The sequence below is a fragment of the Propionispora vibrioides genome (genome assembly GCF_900110485.1).
Lineage (GTDB): Bacteria > Bacillota > Negativicutes > Propionisporales > Propionisporaceae > Propionispora > Propionispora vibrioides.
Genome location: NZ_FODY01000010.1, coordinates 16111 through 36839, shown reverse-complemented (window position 1 = coordinate 36839; position 20729 = coordinate 16111). Strand labels below are relative to the sequence as shown.

Here is a 20729-nt window from a genome sequence, read left to right as displayed (position 1 = left end):
ATATTTTTACCAAACTCGTCAATAACTATCTGCTTTGTTAGTTATTCTCCAATTTTAGCAAGCCTGTTTTCAGTCATAAAAAAAAACGCCTTGCCAGGCGTTTTTTCACCGGTCGGACTCACGCAAGAGCTGGTCCAGCTCGTCCTGCGTGCAGGCTGCCGGCAACGGACCAAACTCGCGATTGCACTGTACGCATTTAAACACAACCAAGTCCACCGTCACAGCCTGTTTGACCAGTTCACTGTCACAATGGGGGCAGATGGCTTTCAACTGAGACATGGATTATCCCTCCTTGTATTTTCCTACACCAACAGCACTGTTTCCCGTTCCTGGTTATGGGGCAAACGATCGGCCAATTCCCGCTGTTTCGCATCATTAAACTTATCCACTGTGCTGAGATAACCGGTAATCCGGCGCGTTCTTTTGATCGGCGATTGCTCAAAAGACTGAATGACCACATCATTCCCTTCCAGGCAAAGAATAACACGGCCCAAAGTCTTGCCCGTCTTTTGCCAAATAGCCATTTCCTCAGCCACATAGGCCTGTACTTCTTTTTCCGGCAAAGCCTCAGGGTTTTCCACCAATACATTCCTGATTAGCATGACAATCCTCTCCATAAGATTACTTTTATTGATTGTTTCGCCTTAAACAGCCATTTTCCTGCAAAAAACACAAGATATAGTATTTATTTTTTTATCAGTTACAATATATCGCGAAAAAATCAGTTTCCCGTTTTCCCTGGCTGTCATGCCGGTTATATTCCAAGAAAGTTCCGATTTGCTATGTTAACGTAACCGAAAAAAACACAGCCGGCAAAGCCGGCCGTCTATACTATCTTTTTTCCATTATCAAACGGGCTGTTCCAAAATATAGCGCCGGATGGCATGAGCCACACCGTTCTCATCATTGGAGCGGGCGACAAATTTAGCTGCCTGTTTGGCGGCAGCCTCCCCGTTGGCCATCGCAATAGGCAAGCCGGCCAACTCGAACATACTGACATCATTGTAGTTATCACCAAAAACGGCAGTCTGTGCCAATTGTAGCCGTCCCTGCTGCGCCAAAAACCGCAGCGCTTCTCCCTTGGAGACACCACTGGCCATAACGTCCAGGGAACCTTTCATCGATTGCACAATATACAAATCTCCCTGCTTATTGTGAATGGTCGTAATCCGCTCCGCCAAGGCAGCATCGACATCCCAGACAAAAAATTTTATGATCCGATCGGGCAATTCCTCTGCCCGGGTAATTTCAATCATCGGCACCTGAAACTCCGGCTCTTTTTCCTGGTTGAACCGGAAATATAGCTGGGCCCGTTTGCTGCCGCGGTTATAATAAATATGCTCGTCCGAATACATAAGGGCGTCAACGCCGTTGTCCAAAAAATCAGCCGCCAAGGCCAGTACGGTTTCCCGGCGAATTTCCTTGCTGAACAACGTTTGTCTCGTTCCCACATGCCGGATAAGACCACCGTTGCAGCAAATTACCGGTCCGCCCAGGTTGAGCTTAGCCACCAGCTCTTTAATAAACAGCGGGCTTCGGCCGGTAGATAAAATAAGTTCGACCCCGGCCTCCTGCATTTGACGTACGGCCAGCATAGTTTCTTCCGTCAAATGATTCGCCGAGTTCATCAGCGTACCGTCCACATCGCAAACACACCATCGTATCCTCATCAAACTCCCCCGTTCTTATAAAACTGCTTTACTTACTAAGTTATTCGTAAAAAGATATTATCCTTCTTTTTCTGTCTGGTGACTCAGGTGGACAAGACCTCCTGAACCCTGCCAATATGCCCTGTTTCCAACCTGACTTTAATTCCCCGGGGATGCACCGGGCTATTGGTCAAAATATCCCTGACTATCCCTTCGGTCAACTCACCGGTCCGCTGATGCTGCTTCTGTACGATCCGCACCTTGCAACCCCGCCGGATATTCTTTCTTTCTGTCCCGTCCATACTCTGCCTCCTCTGCCAAGCGCCGCACACCTCTTTTCCGACGGTGTGCCGGTGTCACGCCACGCTATGAATAAGCTATTATATACTGTACAGGAATTTTTATCAAATGGCCGGCAGCCTCTCACTCTTTAAAAAAGGAAAAACTATTGTTATAATGTAAAATTAAAAGGAGTTGGTTTTTCATTGGAAGCAGACCCGTCTATCGGTTGGGAACTTTTGATTATACTAATCTTGATCATTGCCAATGGCCTGTTTGCCATGACCGAAATTGCTATTGTCTCCTCCCGCAAAACACGCCTGGAAAAACAGGCGCTGGAGGGAAGCACGGCCGCCAAAACCGCCTGGGAACTGGCGAATGAACCGACCCAGTTGCTGTCCACCGTGCAGGTAGGCATCAGCGTTATCGGCGTGGTCACCGGAGCTTACGGCGGCGCCACCTTCGCCCAGGTACTGGCCGGCTATCTTGCGCCGCTGCCGGTGCTCGGTCCCCATAGTTACGCCGTCAGCATGTTTATTGTCGTCACACTGATTACCTATACCTCTTTGATTATTGGCGAATTAGTCCCTAAACGGATTGCCCTGAATGCACCGGAGGCGGTTGCCGTCGCCATTGCCATTCCTATGCGTTTTTTTTCCAAACTATTTTCCCCTTTGGTCCAGTTGCTGAGCCTATCTACCGAATTTGTCCTAAACCTGCTTAATATCCGGGAACCACAGGATGCCGGTGTAACCGAAGAGGAAATAAAAATCATGCTTGCCGAAGGGACCGCCGTTGGAACCTTTGAAGAAGCGGAAAGAAACATTGTGGACCGGGTTTTCCGCCTGGGCGATATGCGGGTTTCGGCCTTGATGACTCCCCGTACACAAATCGACTGGATTGATCTGGAAGACGGGGAGGAAGAAATCTGGCAAGTCCTGGTTAGCAGCCATCACTCCCGCCTGCCGGTTGCCAGGGGCAGTCTGGATGAACTGGTGGGAGTCGTCTACATCAAAGATTTATTTCTAGCCCGCGGCCAGTCTCCCCTGCCCATTGCGGAACACACAGAGGAGCCGCTGTTTGTTCCCCGCAGCCTGCGGGCCTTTAAACTTCTGGAACAGTTTCAACAATCCGGCACGCATATTGCCTTTATTATGGATGAATTCGGCGGCATGATCGGCCTGGTCACCTTGTACGATATACTGGAGCATTTAGTCGGTGAGCTGCCGCAGGAAGAAGAGGACGATCCGGAAATTGTGCAACGGGATGACCGTTCCTGGCTGCTGGACGGACTTTTGTCGATTGAAGAATTTAAAGAGCTGTTTCATATCCAGGAGATGCCGGGCGAAGACAGGGACCATTATCAGACACTCGGCGGTTTTATCACCTCCTACCTGGGCAGCATGCCCAAAACAGGCGAGACCTTCGAATGGTCGGGACTTTCCTTTGAAATCGTCGATATGGACCGCATGCGGATTGACAAGATCATTGTCACCAAACTGCCTGACGAATAGAGCGGCTTCGTGGGCCAGCCACTTTAAGTACGCAACAAAAAAGAACCGGTATTCCGGTTCTTTTTGTTTACCTTAACGGTAGCCAATGCGGTTACGGCTTAACTTCTTCGCTCTTGTCCTTTGCTTGATCCAGTTCATCATTCGCCAATAACTGCAGCTTTATCTCTTTCTTTTCCATCCCGGCGGCAATACGCTGCAGGGATTTTGATATATTATAAAACAAATACAAAAAGACGATGGCAAAAATCAGATGAAATCCGCCAAAAGCCATACCGAAAAAAGGGATGTGACCGTGCATTCTGTTCTACCTCCTATACTGTTCTTACTGGCCTAAGTATAGCCTTGATATATGGCAAAACTATGACAAAAAATGCCTCCGGCAAAAATTCCCCTTGCTAGTTTTCCTAATTCTTTTTATTACAAATCGCCCGGTGAGAGCAATGGCGGCAATATTCGTTCCGGCAGACTTTCGACGGTTCGATGTTGCCGGCAAGAACCTTTCTGTACCGTTCATACAACTTACTGATCTGCTTTTCCCGCAGCAGCTTGACCCGCCGGCGGCTGCCATCGTTAAAATGAATGTACCCGTAATCGGCAACAGCCTTTTCCTGCGTATGCAGCAATAAAAACCGGTATACCGATAGTTGGATGATGTCGGACTCGTAAATCCGGTGATTGGCTCGGCTCTTGTAATCGCCGACTATCAAGGTCGAACTGCCTTTCCGTCGCCAGACGACATCGGGCGCACCGCACAGCGGAATAGGCTCCAGGATCTTCAGATACGGTTCAAGCCGGTACACCGTGAGCCTGGCCTGCCGCCGCCGGTACCAGAGATAAAAAGCACCACCCAGCAGCAGACAAAAGACGCCGCTCACGGCCGTCTCCCGCGGCCGCACAACAGACGCAGCAGCCAAGCCAGCAAGCGGCTAAACCAGCCTTGCCTAACACCCATAAGGTGGCAGGCAAATTGCTCATGACTCCGGTTTCCCCGACGAATGTATTCCTCGGTCAGCTTCTTATCCTCACCGTATTGTGCATCATAAACCAACTGCTGCTCACATTTTCCCATTTTAGCCAGTTCTGTTGCGCTGACCATCTGTCGCTCACTCATTTAATCACCTATAAAAAAGATTAGGCAGGATGCTCGCTAAATCCTGCCATTGTTCCACAATATCCTTATTGAATACTCACCGGTGTTCCGATAGGCACCAGCCGGGCCAGGGCAAGCACGTGGCTGTTTTGCATGCGGACACAGCCATGGGACACGTGCTGTCCGATGGAAGCCGGATTATTAGTCCCGTGAATTCCGTAATGTGGTTGACTCAGCCCCATCCACATCACACCAAAGGGACCGCCCGGATTGGGCACCTTGCTGACAATCTGAAACCGGCCAACTGGTGTCGGCGTGGAAAACTTTCCTACGCCAACCGGATAAACCTGAACGATCTTACCGTTTTGATAAAGCGTCAACTGCCGGTTGGCACGACTGATAACAATGGAGTAGGCCATCTCCTCACCTCTCTTCATTTTATGTAAAGAGAGTAGAAAAGGCTACACTGCCGCCTATTACATGAAATATTGCCTGACCAGCAGGCCTGCCGCCACAACTGCGACGATTAGCGCCACCAGCCGGCGATTGAGCCGCCCTTTGCTCCGGTATTTCATTTGCTGTCCCCTTAAGCTTAAACCAATTAACGATTGCATAGCACTCCTCCTATTCGATATATTTAGACAAAAATCAACATTTTCCTGCTATAAATTGTTTGTTGTTATGGAAACGATCGCAGCAAAAAAACCATGGTGGAGAATAGCAACCGGCCACTCTCCGTCATAGGATATAGAGCAACAGATTACTTACAGTAAAAGGAGTGGATTTTTATGGGTTTCGGATTTGGCGGCGGCCGCGGCAATGGGTGCTGGATTATCATCATTATCATCCTGCTGCTTTTCTGCTGCTTTGATAATAATGACTGCAGTCCTACCTGCTAACAAAAAAAGCTTCACCCTTTTACAGCCACACCTGTGGCTGTTTTTTTCTTATCCTTGCCGGCACTAGCGGTCCACCAACTTTGAAACAGGAAGATGGTGGCGAGACAAAATTTTGTCAGCCAAGGCGGAGGCGGGAGGCATAACGCCAGTACGTCGGCTGACGACAATGATGGACGACGAAAATTCGACCGTCAGCAATTTCTGTTTTCAAGGTCAGCGGACCACTAGTACCTTGTAACCTTTAAAACCATACATAGGCTGGCGAGGAGATTTTTCGCCAGCCAAGGCGGAGGAAGGAGGCGTAGCGGTTCCTACGCCGATTGACGACAACGTAGGTTGGCGAGAAATATTCCGCCAGAATAGTATGGTTTTAGATGTTACACGGTACTAGCGCCAAAATAGGTTATTGACTTATGCTTTATAACTATCTTATTGTATAAACAGATACCCCCAATACCTGCATAAGGAGAATTTCTTCCGTGAATAAAACCGTATTAATTGTCGACGATGAATCGCGCCTGAGAAAACTGGTAGCCGATTTTCTTTCCCGCGAAGGCTATGCCATCCTGGAAGCTGAAAATGGCAGGATCGCGCTGGATATGATTGATCAGGCGGCGGTTGATTTAGTTATCCTGGACGTCATGATGCCCGAACAGGACGGCTTGACTGTCTGCCGGGAAATTCGCAAGAAGTCAAATATTCCGGTCATCATGCTCACCGCCCGCGGCGAGGAAATCGACCAGTTATTCGCCTTCGAGATCGGTGCCGACGAATACATAACCAAGCCCTTCAGTCCCAAAATTCTGACCGCCCGGGTCAATTCTCTCTTCCGGCGGCTGGACCGGGACAAACAATTTTCCTATGATGGTCTGACCATTGATCCGACAGCCCGTCAGGTCCTCATTGCCAATCAATTCCTCGATTTAAGTCCGAAAGAATATGATCTGCTGATCTATCTGGCTGAAAATAAGGGAAAGGCACTGAGCCGCCAGCAAATTCTCGATCATGTCTGGGACTATGAATACTTTGGCGATTTGCGAACAGTCGACACCCATATCAACCGCCTCCGGGCCAAATTACAGGACAAACATACCCTGATTCAAACCATTCGGGGCTATGGCTATCGATTCGAGGCGGCCAAATGAAACTCTCACTTCGTACCAGACTGTTTCTCAGCCTCACCGCACTCCTGCTCTTCTTTACCCTGCTTTCCTGGGGCCTCACTTCCACGGGTCTGGAAGATTATTATTATTGGCAGAAGAAAGCGGTGCTGATTCAAAACTGCCGACAGATCGACGAACTTTATGCCGGAAACCCGGAAGACATCTCCCTGGATCTCGAACGGATCGGCAACACGCTTGGCGCCGGCATCGTCATTATCGCTCAGGATAATTCGGTTAAATACAGCTCTTTCGGCCGCATTATTAATGCGAAATTCCAGGAGCCCTTTCCGCCGCCCCTGCGGCACGGCAACGAAAATAATCCGCCGGCTCCCAGGGATAACAATCTCCGCCGGCCGCCGGCACCTGTCGTTAAATCCAAAGAGACCATCGACAGCCGCACCAAATTGGAAATCCAGCACAGTCCGGAACTGAATCTTGATTCGGTAGTGCTGGAATACCAGCTACGCAACGGCGATCTGCTCCTGCTTCGTCAACCGCTGGCCCCGGTATGGGAAAGTGCCGGTATCGCAGCCCAATTCATCGCCTGGACCGGTCTGCTCTCCATTCTGCTCGGCTCTCTCTGGGCCTACTTCTTCGCCAGGAAATTCACTTCGCCCATATTGGAACTTAAGCAAATCGCCCAAAACATGAGCCAGCTTGACTTTTCCAAGACCTGCACCATCAACCGCACCGATGAAATCGGCGAACTGGGTAACAGTATTAATCACTTATCCGCCCAACTGGGGACGGCCATTGCCGAGCTGCATCAAAAAAACCAGCAATTGATGGCCGATGTCGAGAAAGAACGGAAACTGGATAAAATGCGTCAGGACTTTGTGTCCAGTGTATCTCACGAATTAAAAACACCGCTTTCGCTGCTGCTGGGCTATGCCGAAGGTTTAAAAGAAAATATCGCCGTCAATGAAGAGGACCGCAATTTTTATTGCTCCGTCATCATTGACGAAGCGGAAAAAATGGACAGACTGGTCAAAGACCTGCTAAACCTGTCGCAAATTGAATCAGGCTTTTTTAAGCTAAACCAAAGCAATTTTGATCTTTCTGCCCTGCTGGGCGATATTGCGCTGAAATACCAATCGCTGCTGACGGAAAAGCAGATCACACTCATTGCGGACATTCCGGAACAACTACAGGTTTTTGGCGACCCGCTCCGTATTGAGCAAATCCTATGCAATCTGGTCAACAACGCCCTGGATCATACCGAAGGAGCCCGCCGCCTTCAGATCAATGCTGAAGATACGGGCAGCCATATCCGCGTTTCGGTCTCCAATACCGGCCAGCCCATTCCATCTGAAAGCCTTGATAAAATCTGGCTAAGCTTCTACAAGGTGGATAAATCCCGTTCCCGTGAACACGGCGGCTACGGCCTGGGCCTGTCTATCGTCCGGGCCATCCAGGAACTGCACGGCAACGCCTATGGAGTTGCCAATCATGATCAGGGAGTTAGCTTCTGGTTTGATGTGACAAATGCAAAATCAGGCTAATTTTACACAAGTTTGTAACAAAGTTGTAACAATTCTCCTGCATAATAAGAATCAAGCAAGACAACATTATACGGCAAAGGAGAATGCCCTATGAAAATATCATTAACAAAAAAGACCATCGGCGGCTTACTCGCCGGAACGATCCTGCTTTCCCTGGGGGGACTGGCCCTGGCCGCCACCGATACCGCCGCACCGCCGCCGGATTATGAAGCCCGCCGGGAGTGCCCGCCACCTGGCTTCAAGGATATGCGGCAGCACATGACTGACGCGCTTACCCAGTTGGTAAGCGCAGGAACCATTACCCAGAATCAGGCCGATAAGCTCACATCTTTCTTCCAGGCAAAGGATAACGAACGCCGGGCGGAATTTGAAAAAGTGAAAGCCATGTCGGAAGCTGACCGCCGCACCTATTTCCAACAAAAGAAAGGCACCCGTCCCGACTTTATCGGCGATATCAAGACCGCGGCCGGCTTGAGCGATGACCAGGCCAAAGCAGTGGCCGATGCCATGCGTCCGCCCCGTCCCGCCGGTCCGGAGAAAGGCTTTCCCGACCTGAAAAATAAAGTAACTCAGCTTGTCCAAGGCGGCACCATTACCCAAAAACAATCAGATAAGATCCAGCAATTCTTCGCCGCCAAGGCCGAGGAAAGAAAAGCCGAATTCGAACAAACCAAAAACATGACCCCGGAAGAACGCCACGCTTATTTTGAACAAAAAGCATCAGACCGGCCCGACATGGTAAAAGACCTGAAAAAAGCTGCCGGACTAAGCGATGAGCAGGCGAAAAAAGTGGCTGACGCTCTCCGTCCGCCCCATGGACCGCATCATGGTCAACCGCCCTGCCAGCCTGGCGATAATCCCAACCAGAATCAATAGCACCTGAGCCAAACGCACGCATACTCTCTCTCTAAACAGTTGATAAGGCCGTCCCGGAATTTCCGGAACGGCCTTTTTGCTGTCTGCCTACATGATGGCCCGGCAATTTTACCCGTTAGGGAGTGCTGACACACCCGACCTTGCCAGGTCACGGTACATGCCGCTTTACCCAGAACGGCACGTTCCCCGAACCGGCCTGGCTGTCCAGCGCTTCATATTTTTGTTTGTAATGGTCTTTATGTCTGATGATATGACCGACTGTCTCCAGGAATACGTCGGCCTCCCGGCATGTATTGTATACACCCAGACTGACCCGTACCAGCCCCGGCACCCTCGCCTCCTGGTGCTTATGATAATAGTTCAGTTCCTTTTCCGTGACACCGAGCAAATTTTCCACATAGGGATGGGCGCAAAATAGTCCGCTGCGCACCGCAATCCCCGCCTCATAAGAGAGCATTTTGGCAAAAGCCCGGTGGTCCAGCCCTTCCGCCTGGAAGGAAAAAAGGCTTACCCGATCCTCCCCGCTCCGGGTCCGGCCGAACAGACGAATGCCGGGAATTTCCGACAGCCCTGTCATAATATACTCAGTCAGTTCTCTTTCATAATCGTGAATTTCCCTGACGTCAAGCTGCGTCATCAGGCGAATGGCTGCCACCAGGGCCACCACCCCGATCACATTCGGAGTGCCCGCCTCCTCCTTATAGGGAGAATCATCCCAATCGACAAACTGACGGCCTACCAGTTTGACCGCTCCACCCCCTTTACACAGGGGGCTGACATCGTGAAAGGCCTTACGGGGGCCGATCAGGATGCCCACACCAAAGGGAGCGTACATTTTATGGGCCGAAAAAACCAGAAAATCAATATGCTCCCGCGATGAATGAGGCTTCATATCCACAGGACAGTGCGGCACAAGCTGCGCTCCGTCGACTAAAAGCTGCGCTCCGTATTGATGACAGATGGCGGCTATTTGATGTATGGGATTCATATAACCTGTTACATTGGAAGCTCCCGTTACGGCAACCAGCTTTACACTGCCGCCGTATTGCCGCAGCTTTTTCTCCAGGTTTGCCAGGACTAGACGGCCACTCCGGTCAACGGCCACATAGTCGGTGGTAAAAGCATTCCGCCACGGCAAATCATTGGCCAGATGCTCCATCTCCGAGGAAAGAACGACAGTCCGGCCGTCCTGTTGGGACAGGGTATGGGCCAGAACATTAATCGCCTCGGTCGTACTCTTCGTATATATAAGAATGTCCTTTTCCTCGTCTGCATGAACGAATGCTTTGATTTCCTCCCTCGCCGCTTCGTACCAGTCAGAGGTGGTCACCGACTTGTAGCCGGTGCCGCGGTGTACGGAAGAATACCAGGGACAAAACTCTTCAATTTTCCTTAAGACACAGTGAAAGGGCGGCGTGGTGGCTGCATTGTCAAAATTAATGGCCGTACTATAGCTTCCGTTCAACAACGGCACCCTTTCATTTACACCGACAACGAGCTGTCTCACATAATCATTAAATTCCTTTCTTTCCATACCATCCCTCAATCCCATATTATTCTCCCCTACACCATATTCCGCCAAGTTGGTATTGGTCACAGCCGGCTGACGTTTTCCCAGCTGGAAAAAAACACCGCTATCCTTATGTAAACTTTCGTGTTATAATTCGACTACCGGCAGGTTCACTGCACCCACTTAGCTCAATACCGTTTGCCCGTCTTTCCGGCAGAGCTTCCCTGCTATCATCCTACTACTGCTTATTACGTAAAACCGGAAAGGGGTATGTATTATGAGTAAAGCCTGGGGAATCTATATCCGTTACGGGAGAATTTGCATGACCAAGCGCGTTGGCTGCCTGCTGCAAGCCACCCAAAGGTACAACCGGCTAATGAGATGGAAGAAAAAACCTGACCTTTGGATTGCCTTGGTCCCGATTCACGACCATTGAATATTGTTACATACAAAGAGAACAGGCAACAGCACACTTATGGTGCTGCTGCCTGTTCTCTTTATTTACGCCACCGGCGGGTGGTCCGCCAACTTTGAAGGTACAAATTAGATTTGCGGGATTTGTTCATAAAGCAAGGCGAGCGGACGCACCTATCGGATGATCGGTGAGCCGACAACAACAACGCCTTGCGGCAAAAGGCCCGGGAAGCAATTGTATTTTCAGAGCTGGTGGACCACTAGGGATAGAATACGAGTTCCGGAAACAACGTCGCATACGAGGTTTCAACCACTAGTTCAGGAAAAAAGACAAAAGGATCCGGTGGACGCTTGCCGTACCAGATTCCGGTACGATACGGCCGGTGGCAGTAAGGACACAGCGGATAGACCAGGCGCCCCGGACCATGGGCATAGGCTCTCATGGCAACGGCCCCCCTATTTTTCGATTTATTATATAGTATGCCGCAAGCTTCTTATTGTTACGTAAACTAAAACAGCTTATACATCAGACTATGGCACGCCCATTACGGCAGGCTTAGCTTTCTAACAACCGGTATAACAGCGCCGGCCAAAGGATAAACTAGTACCGATAAACAACCGTGGGAGGAAACCAGCTATGGCACGCTACCGTATTTTTCTTGACGGCCTGGACACCGGCAGAACAGTAAGAGCCAGCAATTATGAGGATGCATATTTTGATGCCGCCAGCACGCTGACCCTTACTTACCAAAATAATCTGGAATTAAAGGAAATTGAAGCCGACTCACTTATGCATGATGTACCGCCCCACTAGGCGGGCACGTTTCGCAGAGCCCAAGACAGGAGGTGATTCTTATGGGAGGAAAAACGTTCGATCAGTTTAAAAGCCGCCAAAATGCCCGGAACAAGGCACAAAATGTCGCAGCATCCAAAAGCGAGAACAAGGCGGAGAAGAACTCTAATAAGGAGTAACCGAGGTGGCTATGCCACCTTATTTATTTGGTCGTCTTTAACCTTCTGGCAACAGGCAATAGAAATTTTTTCCGGGCATATTTGCATATTTACCGCATATACTATATATTGTGGCGAAGTTTACGCAAAACTAAGGGAGGTATGTCAATGAAAAAGCTGCTAAACGGTGTATTCTCAAGTATCTCCGATGCCGAACTGGTTATGCATAACATTAAAAAAGAAACCATGCAGGAGGAGCCACCGGCGGCAACCGAACTGCCGGACACCGACGATACCCCGGCAGAATAGAACTAATGCTCCACCAGCCCTGAAAGCAGAAATTGCTGGACGGACAAAATTTCATCATCCGTCTCGTCAGTCGACATACTGAAAGACATGCCCTACCAACGCGGCAAACCTGCCGCGTTATTTTTATGATCAATTATCGAAAAATGCCGTCCTATTTGGCAGGATTTTGTAACTATATGGCAAAAGTATATGATATAACGATTAAGAGGGGGTAATCATATGTCGAAGAGTATTTGGTCCTTTCAATTTCGCACCAAAAACCTGTCCTTTGGCGCCGGTACCGCCGTACTTGATGGCGATCAGCTTATTGGCGGCGATGCTTCATTTTATCACGTTGGCAAACTTTCTTTCGAAAATGATGCCATCACCGGTTCTGTCTGTGTCAACAAGCATGGTACAGGCCCTTCCTTCTTCGGTGCCATTCATTCCTACACCCTGTCACTAACCGGCCACAGGAAAGAAGATCAAATGACTTTATCCGGCTATATGGTGGAAAACCCCTTGCTTAAAATAACGATGGAGTTAACAAAGATCTTAGATCTAGAATAGCATAAAACCCCAGGCGAGAACCAACTCGCCTGGGGTTTTCCTTATCCTTGGCCGATAGCTTGCAGAACCGCCGCTATTTAACTTAATTGAAACCGGTCGACAATACGCTTTAGCTCCTCTGCTGTGCTGGACAATTCCTCACTGGCTGCCGCAATCTCCTGCGACGAGGCCGACTGTTCTTCTGTAGCCGCCGAAGCAGCCTGCGTCTTGCCTACCGCCAGTTTACTATGCTGATCAATACGTTCTACCGATAAAACAATTTGCTGGCTGCCTGTAGAAATTTGCTGCAACGTGTCCGACACTTGCTGCATCTGTTCATGAATGGTTTGTACCAGATCGTTGATGTCCTGAAAAGCCAGTCCGGCCATCTGCACAACATCCGCCCCCTGACTGACCAGTTCCGGTCCTTCGTTCATGACGGCAACAGCCCTGTCGGTATCGGTCTGAATCATACCGATCAACCCGGCAATCTGCTTGGCCGCATCCTGTGATTGTTCGGCCAGCTTGCGCACTTCCTCAGCTACTACGGCAAACCCCCTGCCCTGTTCCCCGGCCCGTGCCGCTTCAATCGCCGCATTCAGCGCCAACAGATTGGTCTGGCTGGCAATTTGCGAAATCGTGTCGATAATTTGTCCAATTTCTTTTGACCGCATGCCCAATTGCGTGACTACCTCAGCCGAATGGGCAACATTTTCTTCTATTTTATTCATGTGCAGGATAGCGCCTTTTACCGATTCACTGCCAACGATTGCCGTTTCCGCCGCTTCGCCCGACCGTTCATTGATTTCCGCCGCATTGGCCGCAGCCTGTTGAATTCCCGCCGACATCTGAGTAATCACCGCCGCCGTCGCATCGACGGAAGCCAACTGCTGTTCGGCCCCGGAGGCAATAGCATTGATCGAGTCTGCCACCTGGCTGCCGGCTTGCGCCATTTGGCCGGAATTATCCTTTAACTGCGCCGAAGAAGCGGCCAATAGCTCGGCTGAATCCATAACCTGCTGAATCATCGTCCGCATATTGGTTTTCATCGTATTTATCGCGGCAGCCAAATCAGCAATTTCATCATTTGACTGTACGCGAATACTGTCCCGGGTAATTTTCCCGCCGGCAATCTCCGTAACTGCCCGGACCAATTGGCCGACCGCCGTGGAGATGGAGCTATTAAGCTTAATACTGATGGCAACAGCCAGCACAATAATCAGGCCGTTAATAATAAAAAGAACCCGCTGATTGGTTGTTGCTTTGTCGCCGATTTTAGCCTGTTCTGCTTTAACATACTCCTTGATCATATCAACCAGTTCATCCGTTTGCTTGGTTACCTTTGCATAGGGAACAGCCCCCTGTTGGATGATGGTTTTCAAAGCTTGCTGGTCATTGGCCAGACCGGCCTGCATGGCCTGTGTGGCCAATTGTTCGTATTCCGCCTTGGCCGCCTTAATCTCGGCTATGCTTTTCTTCGCACTTTCCGTTACAAAGATATGCTCCATCCGGTCAATTCTGCCGTTTGATTCCTTCTGGATAGCAGCAAACTCTTCCCGTGCCGCCGGATCGCCGGTAAGATTGAATTTACGGACTGTCGCGGCTTCTTCCACAATATTATTGGACAGTTCCTCCGCCAAGATCAGTTTTTCAATGTTTATCGTTGTAGTAGACTGGTACTCTTCATTAATCTGGCCAATTTTATAGTAAGTATATCCGCTTAAGAGAACCATGCCGCTAATAATAACCAGAAAAGCCCCAAAAATCTTTTTACCTATCGTTAATTTCACTGTTCACTGAATCTCCTCTACCCGTTTTTACTTCCTCTACACCAAAAACTGGGAACCATCACCTTGTCGCTCAGTCTTAACCGCCTCCTTCCCATCATTCCCGCCAGACGCACCAAGGACTCATGCCTTGTTCCGCAACGCCGCAGAAGTCTGGCAACTACTTACCGGTCTAACGATCAGACAGGTTATGTTCTTTTGACCATGCAAAAAAGACAGGTATAGCCCTGTCCTACAAAACAACTAACCCTTCGGTTATTTGGCGGCATGGCGATCATAGGCAAAATTCATTGTCGTTAGACCCGTAGCTTTGCGTCCCTGCCTTTCGGCAGGTTTGCCCAATATTCACTTTTTTAACTGATTTGCACAATTGACACTCTTTTAGTATCCAGTAAAAGTAATAATTTGTCAACTAGAAATCATTTATCACGGTATACAAAAAAGGCCTGACAACAGACCTTTTTCCCGCACTTAAAATAATATGCTTACCAGTATATAGCCCGCAATACAGCCTGTTATCATACCGATAATACCAGGCAGAACAAAACTGTGATTAATAATGAACTTGTCGATTTTCGTCGTACCGGACAGTCAAATCCGATACAGGCCAAATCCCCCGGATAGGTAGGCAGCACGAAATAGCCACCGGTCAACTGACTTGGTCTGTTTTTTATTCCGCTATTCGCCGGTTGCACCATAGCAGAAATTTTTGCAAAAAAGAAGGGTTTATTTCCAGCACAGCGAAAATTTTTACCAATGCCACTAAGGAAAATGAGGTTGAGGTGCAAGCATATGACAGAAACAGCAAGAAAAATTGTCGAGCAACCGGTAGCCTTTTTAGTGTCCGGCACCGAACTGGCCAAGGATGTCTATTCGGAGTACGGTAATGTTCTGATTAATCAGGGCACAGTAGTTACACAACCTATTATAAAAAAGCTGGAAACCTGGAACATCCAAAACGTATCTATCTGGAGCGAAGTCACGGAACAGGTCATTGCCGATCCGGCTCTCCAAAAATTTTTAAACACCTACAACCAATCGGTCGATGTGGTAGAGCAGGCCTTTGATACAATCCGCCAAACCCGTATGCTCCCTCTCGCCACCTTTCGGAAAACAGCCGATGATCTGGCTCAAAACCTGACCACCGCCGGCAATGTCATTGATCAATTATATAATTTACCACCCTGCGATGACTATACGTTTCGCCATAGCGTCAATGTCAGTGTCATTGCCGGCCTGATTGCACTGTGGCTCAAGTACCCGCCGGAAAGCATCCATGCCATTTCACTGGCCGGCCTGCTGCATGATGTCGGCAAATCCCTTCTGCCGCCCAAGCTGGTCAACAGGCCCCATAAACTCTCGACCGACCATTATGAAGCCTATAAGCAGCATGTTACGTTAGGTTATGAACTGCTTAGCAAGGTTCCCGGTATTGCCGAAAGCGTCCGCCTGGGTGTGACCGATCACCATGAAAGGGAGGATGGCAGCGGTTATCCGCAGGGATTGTCAGGTACCGACATTCATCCCTACGCTAAAATCATCGCCATTGCCGATCTCTACGATGAAGCACTGACTATCAATCGCGATCCGGGCATGCTGAGCCCTTACTGTAGTATTGAGAAGCTGCAGCACGAGGTATACCGCCTGGACCCCAAAGCCTGTCTCACCTTCATCAGTCACATGACCAATTTTCTGACCGGCGACCCGGTCATGCTGACCAACGGCAGCAAGGGGCGCGTCGTCTGCACAAACAAGCGTTGGCCCTCCCGCTCGATAGTCCAGTTGGAGGACGGCACCGTGCTGGATTTAAATGATGGCGGTGATATACGCATCAGCCATATCATAAGATAATAGATACTGCCGCTACAGGCAAAAGGCGCGCCGCGTTAACCGCCCGGCGCGCCTTTTGCCTGTATTTCTTTGTCCGTGATCAATCTTGTTTATGCTTTACCAGCCAGACATAACTTAATACAGCGGCCGTCTCCGCCAGAGCAATGATCACACCCATCGGCACAGCCGTCCGGCTGCCGGCGATACCAACCAAGGGCGCCATAATTCCGCCGAACACGAAAGAAAACAACCCGATCAAGGCCGAGGCACTGCCGGCTGCCTTGGCCTGATCCTGCATGGCCAAGGCAAAACAACTGGTGCCGACAATCCCCACACTGGCAATGACCAAAAATAATGGAACCAGAATCATATATAACGAGCCTTGCAGCAAAATCATCAGGAGCAGCGCCGCTCCTCCCACAAAGGAAATCCCCAGACCGGCAATCAGCAGCCTGGTCTCGCTGATGCGCCCGGCCAGACGGCCGGTTATCTGCCCGGCCAGGATAATGCCTAAGCCGTTTATGCCAAAATAAACGCTGAACATTTGCGGCGAAACACCATAAATATCCTGCAATACAAAGGGAGAACCGGAAATATAGGCAAACATCGCCGCCGAGACAAAGCCCTGCGCCAGTGCATAACCCATAAAGGTCCGGTTGCTCAGCAAGCTGCGGTATGTCCGCAAACTATTGGCAATACCACCCCGGGAACGCCGCTTAAGCGGCAGCGTCTCACGTAACCCGAAAAAAACGCCGGCCAGCATAGCAAGGCCAATACCGGCAAGGACAATAAAAATTCCCCGCCAGGAAGTAAACGCCAGAATCTGACCACCCAAGACCGGTGCAAAAATGGGAGCAAAGCCGTTAATCAACATCAGCAGGGCAAAAAAGCGGGTCATCGCCGGTCCGGAGTAAAGATCCCTGACCGTTGCCCGGGAAATAACCACCCCGGCGGAGCCGGCCAGCCCCTGAACAAACCGCATGGCAACAAACAGTTCCATCGTTGGCGCCATGACACATAAAAACGAGGCGGCAGCGTAAATGGCTAACCCAACCAATAAGGGCCCCCGCCGTCCGTAGGTGTCGCTAAGGGGTCCGATGAAGATCTGTCCCAGCGCAATCCCCAGCAGACAGGCGGTCAAACTAAGCTGGGCCAGGGAAGTGCTGGCCTGCAGGTCATTGGCCAAATGAGGCATAGCCGGCAGATACATATCAATGGATAACGGCCCGAAGGCGGACAGCCAGCCCAGCAGGCAGGCAATCCAGAGGACAGCCCGCTTTGTTTCGGCTGTCCTTTCGGCCGCTATATTCTGTGAATCGTTCATAAGGTCTCCTCACTATTTGGTGCAATTAAAAAATATATCCTCTATTTTATGGCAAATGCCGTTTTTATGCAACTGTTCAACACAACAAACCGTCTTAAGCCAGCTTGCGCATAAGGCGCATGCCGTTTAGCGTAACCAGGATGGAGGAACCCGTATCGGCAAACACAGCCATCCACAGATTGCCATGACCGGCCAGTGTCAGCCAGATGAACAGCGCTTTTATCAGTACGGAAAAGCCGATATTCTGCTTGATAATGGCTACCGTCTTGCGGCTCAGACGCATTACATAAGATAACTTACCCAGATCGTCGGCCATCAGGGCTACATCGGCCGTTTCCAAAGCAGTATCCGAGCCGGCCACGCCCATGGCAATCCCGATATTGGCCGCCGCCAGGGCCGGAGCGTCATTCACCCCGTCTCCCACCATGACAACCCGGCCATAGTCTGCCGCCAGTTTTTTAACAATCGCCACCTTATCTTCCGGCAGCAGCTCACTATAATAGGAATCAAGCTGCAAACTGCCGGCGATCCAGGCGGCCACGGCGGTCTGATCGCCGGTAAGCATAGCCGTGTGCTTCATGCCGGTTCGGCGCAGTGCCGCGATCGCTTCGCCGGCATTGTCCCGGACCGTGTCGGCCACGGCGATGACACCGAACAATTCCTGCCGGTTACCGACAAACATGACCGTTTTCCCCTGTTGCTGCCAGGTAGTGACGGCCGGCTCGCAAACCGCCGTGGAAAGCCCCAGTTCTTCCATCAGCCGTCGATTACCGATATATACGGTATTTCCCGCCAGTTCGGCTTGCGCGCCCCGTCCAACCAGCGCTGTAAAACCTTTCGCCGGCAGCAGGGAAAGTCCCGCCGCCTTCTGTAAAATAGCCGCGGCCAGCGGATGCTCTGAAAACTTCTCAATGGAAGCGGCAATCTGCAAAAGTTCCTGTTCCGTTACCGGCTGCACTGGCAGTAAACCGGTCACCACCGGCTGGCCCGTCGTCAGCGTGCCGGTTTTATCGAAAGCAATGGCCTCAATGGCTCCCAGTTCCTCCAGATAGGCACCGCCTTTAATCAAAACTCCATTGGCGGACGCGTTGCCGATGGCCGCTACAATGGAAACCGGCGTGGAAATAACCAGCGCGCAGGGGCAGGAAATCACCAATAACACAAGACCTTTATAAAACCATTCGGTAAAAGATAATCCGAACGCCAGCCAGGGAATCAGCATAACCCCCAGTGCCCCCAACAGTACGGCCGGAGTATAATATTTAGAAAATACATCGACAAATTGCTGGGAAGGCGCTTTTTGCGCCTGTGCTTCTTCCACCAGTTTCATAATTCTGGCCAAAGTAGAATCGCCGGCTGCTCTGGTTACCCGGACAGACAAAGCACCGTTCTCATTCAGAGTGCCGGCATAGACGGTATCGCCCGCCTGCTTTTCTACCGGAATGGATTCCCCGGTAATGGCCGCCTGATTAACGGCTGATATTCCTTCCGCCACGATGCCGTCCATAGCAATCCGTTCACCGGGCTTCACCAAAAGGATATCACCGACTACAATCTCCTCTACCGGCAGCCGCAGTTCCTGTCCGTTCCGCAACACCAGCGCTTCCGGTGGTGCCAATTCCATTAAAGCCCGGATGGATTGCCGGGTTTTATCCACGGTATACGCTTGCAGCGTATTGCCAAAGGAAAATAAGAATGCTACCGTAGCCCCTTCGCTCCCTTCACCGATGGCAAAAGCCCCAAGAACGGCAATCGTCATAAGAAAATTCATATCGAAGGTCAGCGACCGGACTCCGTATAAACCGCTTCTTGCCGTATGATAACCACCGGCAACGGCAGCGGCAACATAAAGAAAAGAAACAACAGCTTCATCGCAGCCCAGCCAATTTGCCAGGGTTGCCACAACCAACAGGATGCCGGCCAGCGCGGTAGCTCCGGTTCTGGCATGCTTCCACCAAGCCGTCCCTGGCGAAACATCCGTTCCTTTCAGTTCAAGCCTTGCCTTATAGCCGGCCTGTTCCACCGCCTGATAAATGGCATCCACCGGCAGACTATGCTCCACCAGCAGCTTGCCGGTGGCAAAGTTCACCTGTGCCGCGTATACGCCGGTCAGCTTGCTAATCCGCTTTTCCAGTCCCTTGGCGCAATCGGCACAATCCATGCCGGAAATAACAAACACCATGCTTTTTCTGTCTGTTACCTGTCCTGGCCCGTCGAGTAGCCGGCCCGTGTAGCCAAAGCCCCGCACGGCGGCAAGGATTGCTGCCGTATCCGTCAGCTCCGGATCATAAGTCACTTGCAGCTTAGCCGTTGCGAAAGACACGCTGGCCTGGCTGACACCCGTCAGCCGGCTTAAGGCCTTTTCCAGCTTGGCGGCACAATCGCCACAATCCAGCCCTTCCAGCGTAAACCGGGCAATAGCTTGGTCTGCCGTCACCGCCGGACCACAATCCGCCCGGCAGCAGTCCGCCGTATCCGGTTCCACAGCCACCACACTTTCACCAGAGCAACTGCAAATGGCGGCGGCCGGTGCCACCCGTCCGTCACAGCAGTCCCGCCGGCAGGAGATTTCATGACTTTCACTATGTGAATCGCGCATTGTTCGCCTCCTTAGCGATGTCTGGTATGCTCCACACATTGAGCCAGTAATGATTCAATGTGAGTATCGTCAAGTGAATACCAGGCCATCTTTCCTTCCTTACGATATTTGACTAAACGGGCACTGCGCAATAGCCGCAATTGATGCGAAACAGCCGATTGGCCCATCTCCACCACGGCGGCCAGATCACATACGCATAGCTCCCGTTTAGCCAAGGCATGCAGCATCTTTATCCGTGTGGCATCCCCTAATAGTTTAAAAGTTTCGGCCACCTGCTGCGCTTCCGTTTCCGGCAAAGCGTCCTTTCTGGCCAGACATACTACCTGGGGATGTTCACACAATTCCTCGCAGGTATCCATTGTACAATCAGATGTCACCATCAACACCTCCAATATATGAACACGTATTCATATATTGTATTATATTACAGACAACAGCAAAAGTATACTGCCCGTTGCGAAAAAGATAATGAAAAAATCTATAAGCCCTAAGGGAATAAAAATCC

The 20729-nt window shown here is 50.5% G+C and carries 24 protein-coding genes, 1 pseudogene and 1 riboswitch; of the genes and pseudogenes, 9 read left to right on the top strand and 16 right to left on the bottom strand.

Going from position 1 to position 20729, the window contains the following annotated elements; genetic code table 11:
* Positions 1 to 105: 105 nt before the first annotated feature.
* The 4 genes from BMW43_RS21125 to BMW43_RS09820 all read right to left on the bottom strand — a co-directional run bounded on the left by BMW43_RS21125 (position 106) and on the right by BMW43_RS09820 (position 1951).
* A complete protein-coding gene (locus BMW43_RS21125) occupies positions 106 to 279 on the bottom strand; it encodes a hypothetical protein (protein WP_177173535.1) in 174 nt (57 codons plus the stop codon).
* 23 nt (positions 280 to 302) lie between these two features.
* Positions 303 to 602: an anaerobic ribonucleoside-triphosphate reductase gene (gene nrdD, locus BMW43_RS09830; RefSeq protein WP_091746451.1), complete on the bottom strand. Its 300-nt coding sequence runs from the start codon at positions 600 to 602 to the stop codon at positions 303 to 305.
* 246 nt (positions 603 to 848) lie between these two features.
* Positions 849 to 1670 carry an HAD family hydrolase gene (locus BMW43_RS09825; RefSeq protein ID WP_091746449.1) on the bottom strand — a complete coding sequence of 274 codons (822 nt, stop codon included), beginning with the start codon at positions 1668 to 1670 and terminating at the stop codon, positions 849 to 851.
* A gap of 83 nt (positions 1671 to 1753) precedes the next feature.
* Positions 1754 to 1951, bottom strand: a complete 198-nt coding sequence (locus BMW43_RS09820) for a YwbE family protein (RefSeq protein WP_091746446.1) — start codon at positions 1949 to 1951, stop codon at positions 1754 to 1756.
* Between the two features lie 183 nt (positions 1952 to 2134).
* Here BMW43_RS09820 and BMW43_RS09815 point away from each other — a divergent pair, with 183 nt between their 5' ends.
* Positions 2135 to 3442 carry a hemolysin family protein gene (locus BMW43_RS09815; protein ID WP_091746443.1) on the top strand — a complete coding sequence of 436 codons (1308 nt, stop codon included), beginning with the start codon at positions 2135 to 2137 and terminating at the stop codon, positions 3440 to 3442.
* 91 nt (positions 3443 to 3533) lie between these two features.
* On the opposite strand, the gene BMW43_RS09810 is transcribed toward BMW43_RS09815, so the two are convergent.
* From BMW43_RS09810 to BMW43_RS21115, 6 genes are all read right to left on the bottom strand, one after another.
* On the bottom strand, positions 3534 to 3740 hold the full coding sequence (locus BMW43_RS09810) for a hypothetical protein (RefSeq protein WP_091746441.1): 207 nt from the start codon (positions 3738 to 3740) through the stop codon (positions 3534 to 3536).
* Between the two features lie 106 nt (positions 3741 to 3846).
* Entirely contained in the window at positions 3847 to 4317 is a 471-nt protein-coding gene (locus BMW43_RS09805; protein ID WP_091746438.1) for a PD-(D/E)XK nuclease family protein, read from the bottom strand.
* Positions 4314 to 4553 carry a hypothetical protein gene (locus BMW43_RS09800; protein WP_143050602.1) on the bottom strand — a complete coding sequence of 80 codons (240 nt, stop codon included), beginning with the start codon at positions 4551 to 4553 and terminating at the stop codon, positions 4314 to 4316. Before BMW43_RS09800 ends, BMW43_RS09805 begins: the two co-directional genes overlap by 4 nt.
* Positions 4554 to 4618: 65 nt before the next feature.
* A complete protein-coding gene (locus BMW43_RS09795) occupies positions 4619 to 4951 on the bottom strand; it encodes a L,D-transpeptidase (protein WP_091746432.1) in 333 nt (110 codons plus the stop codon).
* A 57-nt stretch (positions 4952 to 5008) separates the two neighbouring features.
* Positions 5009 to 5146: a hypothetical protein gene (locus BMW43_RS21120; RefSeq protein WP_177173534.1), complete on the bottom strand. Its 138-nt coding sequence runs from the start codon at positions 5144 to 5146 to the stop codon at positions 5009 to 5011.
* Between the two features lie 150 nt (positions 5147 to 5296).
* Complete coding sequence (locus BMW43_RS21115; RefSeq protein ID WP_177173533.1) at positions 5297 to 5434, bottom strand: hypothetical protein; 138 nt, start codon at positions 5432 to 5434, stop codon at positions 5297 to 5299.
* A 476-nt stretch (positions 5435 to 5910) separates the two neighbouring features.
* On the opposite strand from BMW43_RS21115, the gene BMW43_RS09790 reads away from it, so the two are divergent.
* From BMW43_RS09790 to BMW43_RS09780, 3 genes are all read left to right on the top strand, one after another.
* The gene (locus BMW43_RS09790; protein WP_091746429.1) at positions 5911 to 6576 is read left to right on the top strand and encodes a response regulator transcription factor; all 666 of its coding nucleotides are present in this window, start codon (positions 5911 to 5913) and stop codon (positions 6574 to 6576) included.
* Positions 6573 to 8096 carry a HAMP domain-containing sensor histidine kinase gene (locus BMW43_RS09785; protein WP_091746427.1) on the top strand — a complete coding sequence of 508 codons (1524 nt, stop codon included), beginning with the start codon at positions 6573 to 6575 and terminating at the stop codon, positions 8094 to 8096. The genes BMW43_RS09790 and BMW43_RS09785 overlap by 4 nt, the downstream gene beginning before the upstream one ends.
* A 90-nt stretch (positions 8097 to 8186) precedes the next feature.
* Entirely contained in the window at positions 8187 to 8972 is a 786-nt protein-coding gene (locus BMW43_RS09780) for a hypothetical protein (protein ID WP_091746425.1), read from the top strand.
* A gap of 148 nt (positions 8973 to 9120) precedes the next feature.
* Here BMW43_RS09780 and BMW43_RS09775 read toward each other — a convergent pair whose 3' ends face one another.
* Positions 9121 to 10524: an aminotransferase class V-fold PLP-dependent enzyme gene (locus tag BMW43_RS09775; RefSeq protein WP_245732316.1), complete on the bottom strand. Its 1404-nt coding sequence runs from the start codon at positions 10522 to 10524 to the stop codon at positions 9121 to 9123.
* Positions 10525 to 10759: 235 nt separating this feature from the next.
* On the opposite strand from BMW43_RS09775, the gene BMW43_RS21110 reads away from it, so the two are divergent.
* The 4 genes from BMW43_RS21110 (at position 10760) to BMW43_RS09765 (ending at position 12705) form a co-directional block, all read left to right on the top strand.
* Positions 10760 to 10918 carry a hypothetical protein gene (locus BMW43_RS21110; protein WP_177173532.1) on the top strand — a complete coding sequence of 53 codons (159 nt, stop codon included), beginning with the start codon at positions 10760 to 10762 and terminating at the stop codon, positions 10916 to 10918.
* Positions 10919 to 11533: 615 nt separating this feature from the next.
* The gene (locus BMW43_RS21105) at positions 11534 to 11710 is read left to right on the top strand and encodes a hypothetical protein (RefSeq protein WP_177173531.1); all 177 of its coding nucleotides are present in this window, start codon (positions 11534 to 11536) and stop codon (positions 11708 to 11710) included.
* A gap of 305 nt (positions 11711 to 12015) precedes the next feature.
* A complete protein-coding gene (locus BMW43_RS21100; RefSeq protein WP_177173530.1) occupies positions 12016 to 12156 on the top strand; it encodes a hypothetical protein in 141 nt (46 codons plus the stop codon).
* 219 nt (positions 12157 to 12375) lie between these two features.
* Positions 12376 to 12705 (top strand): GrlR family regulatory protein, encoded by a 330-nt coding sequence (locus tag BMW43_RS09765; RefSeq protein ID WP_091746419.1) that lies wholly within the window; start codon positions 12376 to 12378, stop codon positions 12703 to 12705.
* Between the two features lie 77 nt (positions 12706 to 12782).
* On the opposite strand, the gene BMW43_RS09760 is transcribed toward BMW43_RS09765, so the two are convergent.
* Complete coding sequence (locus tag BMW43_RS09760; protein ID WP_091746416.1) at positions 12783 to 14474, bottom strand: methyl-accepting chemotaxis protein; 1692 nt, start codon at positions 14472 to 14474, stop codon at positions 12783 to 12785.
* A gap of 255 nt (positions 14475 to 14729) precedes the next feature.
* Positions 14730 to 14820, bottom strand: a riboswitch (cyclic di-GMP riboswitch).
* Between the two features lie 122 nt (positions 14821 to 14942).
* Positions 14943 to 15115: pseudogene (locus BMW43_RS21525) on the bottom strand (anaerobic C4-dicarboxylate transporter family protein); the annotation flags it as partial.
* A gap of 148 nt (positions 15116 to 15263) precedes the next feature.
* Here BMW43_RS21525 and BMW43_RS09755 point away from each other — a divergent pair.
* Positions 15264 to 16322, top strand: a complete 1059-nt coding sequence (locus BMW43_RS09755; protein WP_177173529.1) for an HD-GYP domain-containing protein — start codon at positions 15264 to 15266, stop codon at positions 16320 to 16322.
* Positions 16323 to 16401: 79 nt separating this feature from the next.
* Here the strand turns inward: BMW43_RS09755 and BMW43_RS09750 are convergent, their stop codons facing one another.
* The 3 genes from BMW43_RS09750 to BMW43_RS09740 form a co-directional block, all read right to left on the bottom strand.
* Positions 16402 to 17625, bottom strand: coding sequence for a multidrug effflux MFS transporter (locus BMW43_RS09750; RefSeq protein WP_091746410.1), 1224 nt, complete (start codon positions 17623 to 17625; stop codon positions 16402 to 16404).
* A gap of 94 nt (positions 17626 to 17719) precedes the next feature.
* Entirely contained in the window at positions 17720 to 20224 is a 2505-nt protein-coding gene (locus BMW43_RS09745) for a heavy metal translocating P-type ATPase (RefSeq protein WP_245732315.1), read from the bottom strand.
* An 11-nt stretch (positions 20225 to 20235) separates the two neighbouring features.
* A complete protein-coding gene (locus BMW43_RS09740) occupies positions 20236 to 20604 on the bottom strand; it encodes an ArsR/SmtB family transcription factor (RefSeq protein ID WP_091746404.1) in 369 nt (122 codons plus the stop codon).
* Positions 20605 to 20729 lie beyond the last annotated feature (125 nt).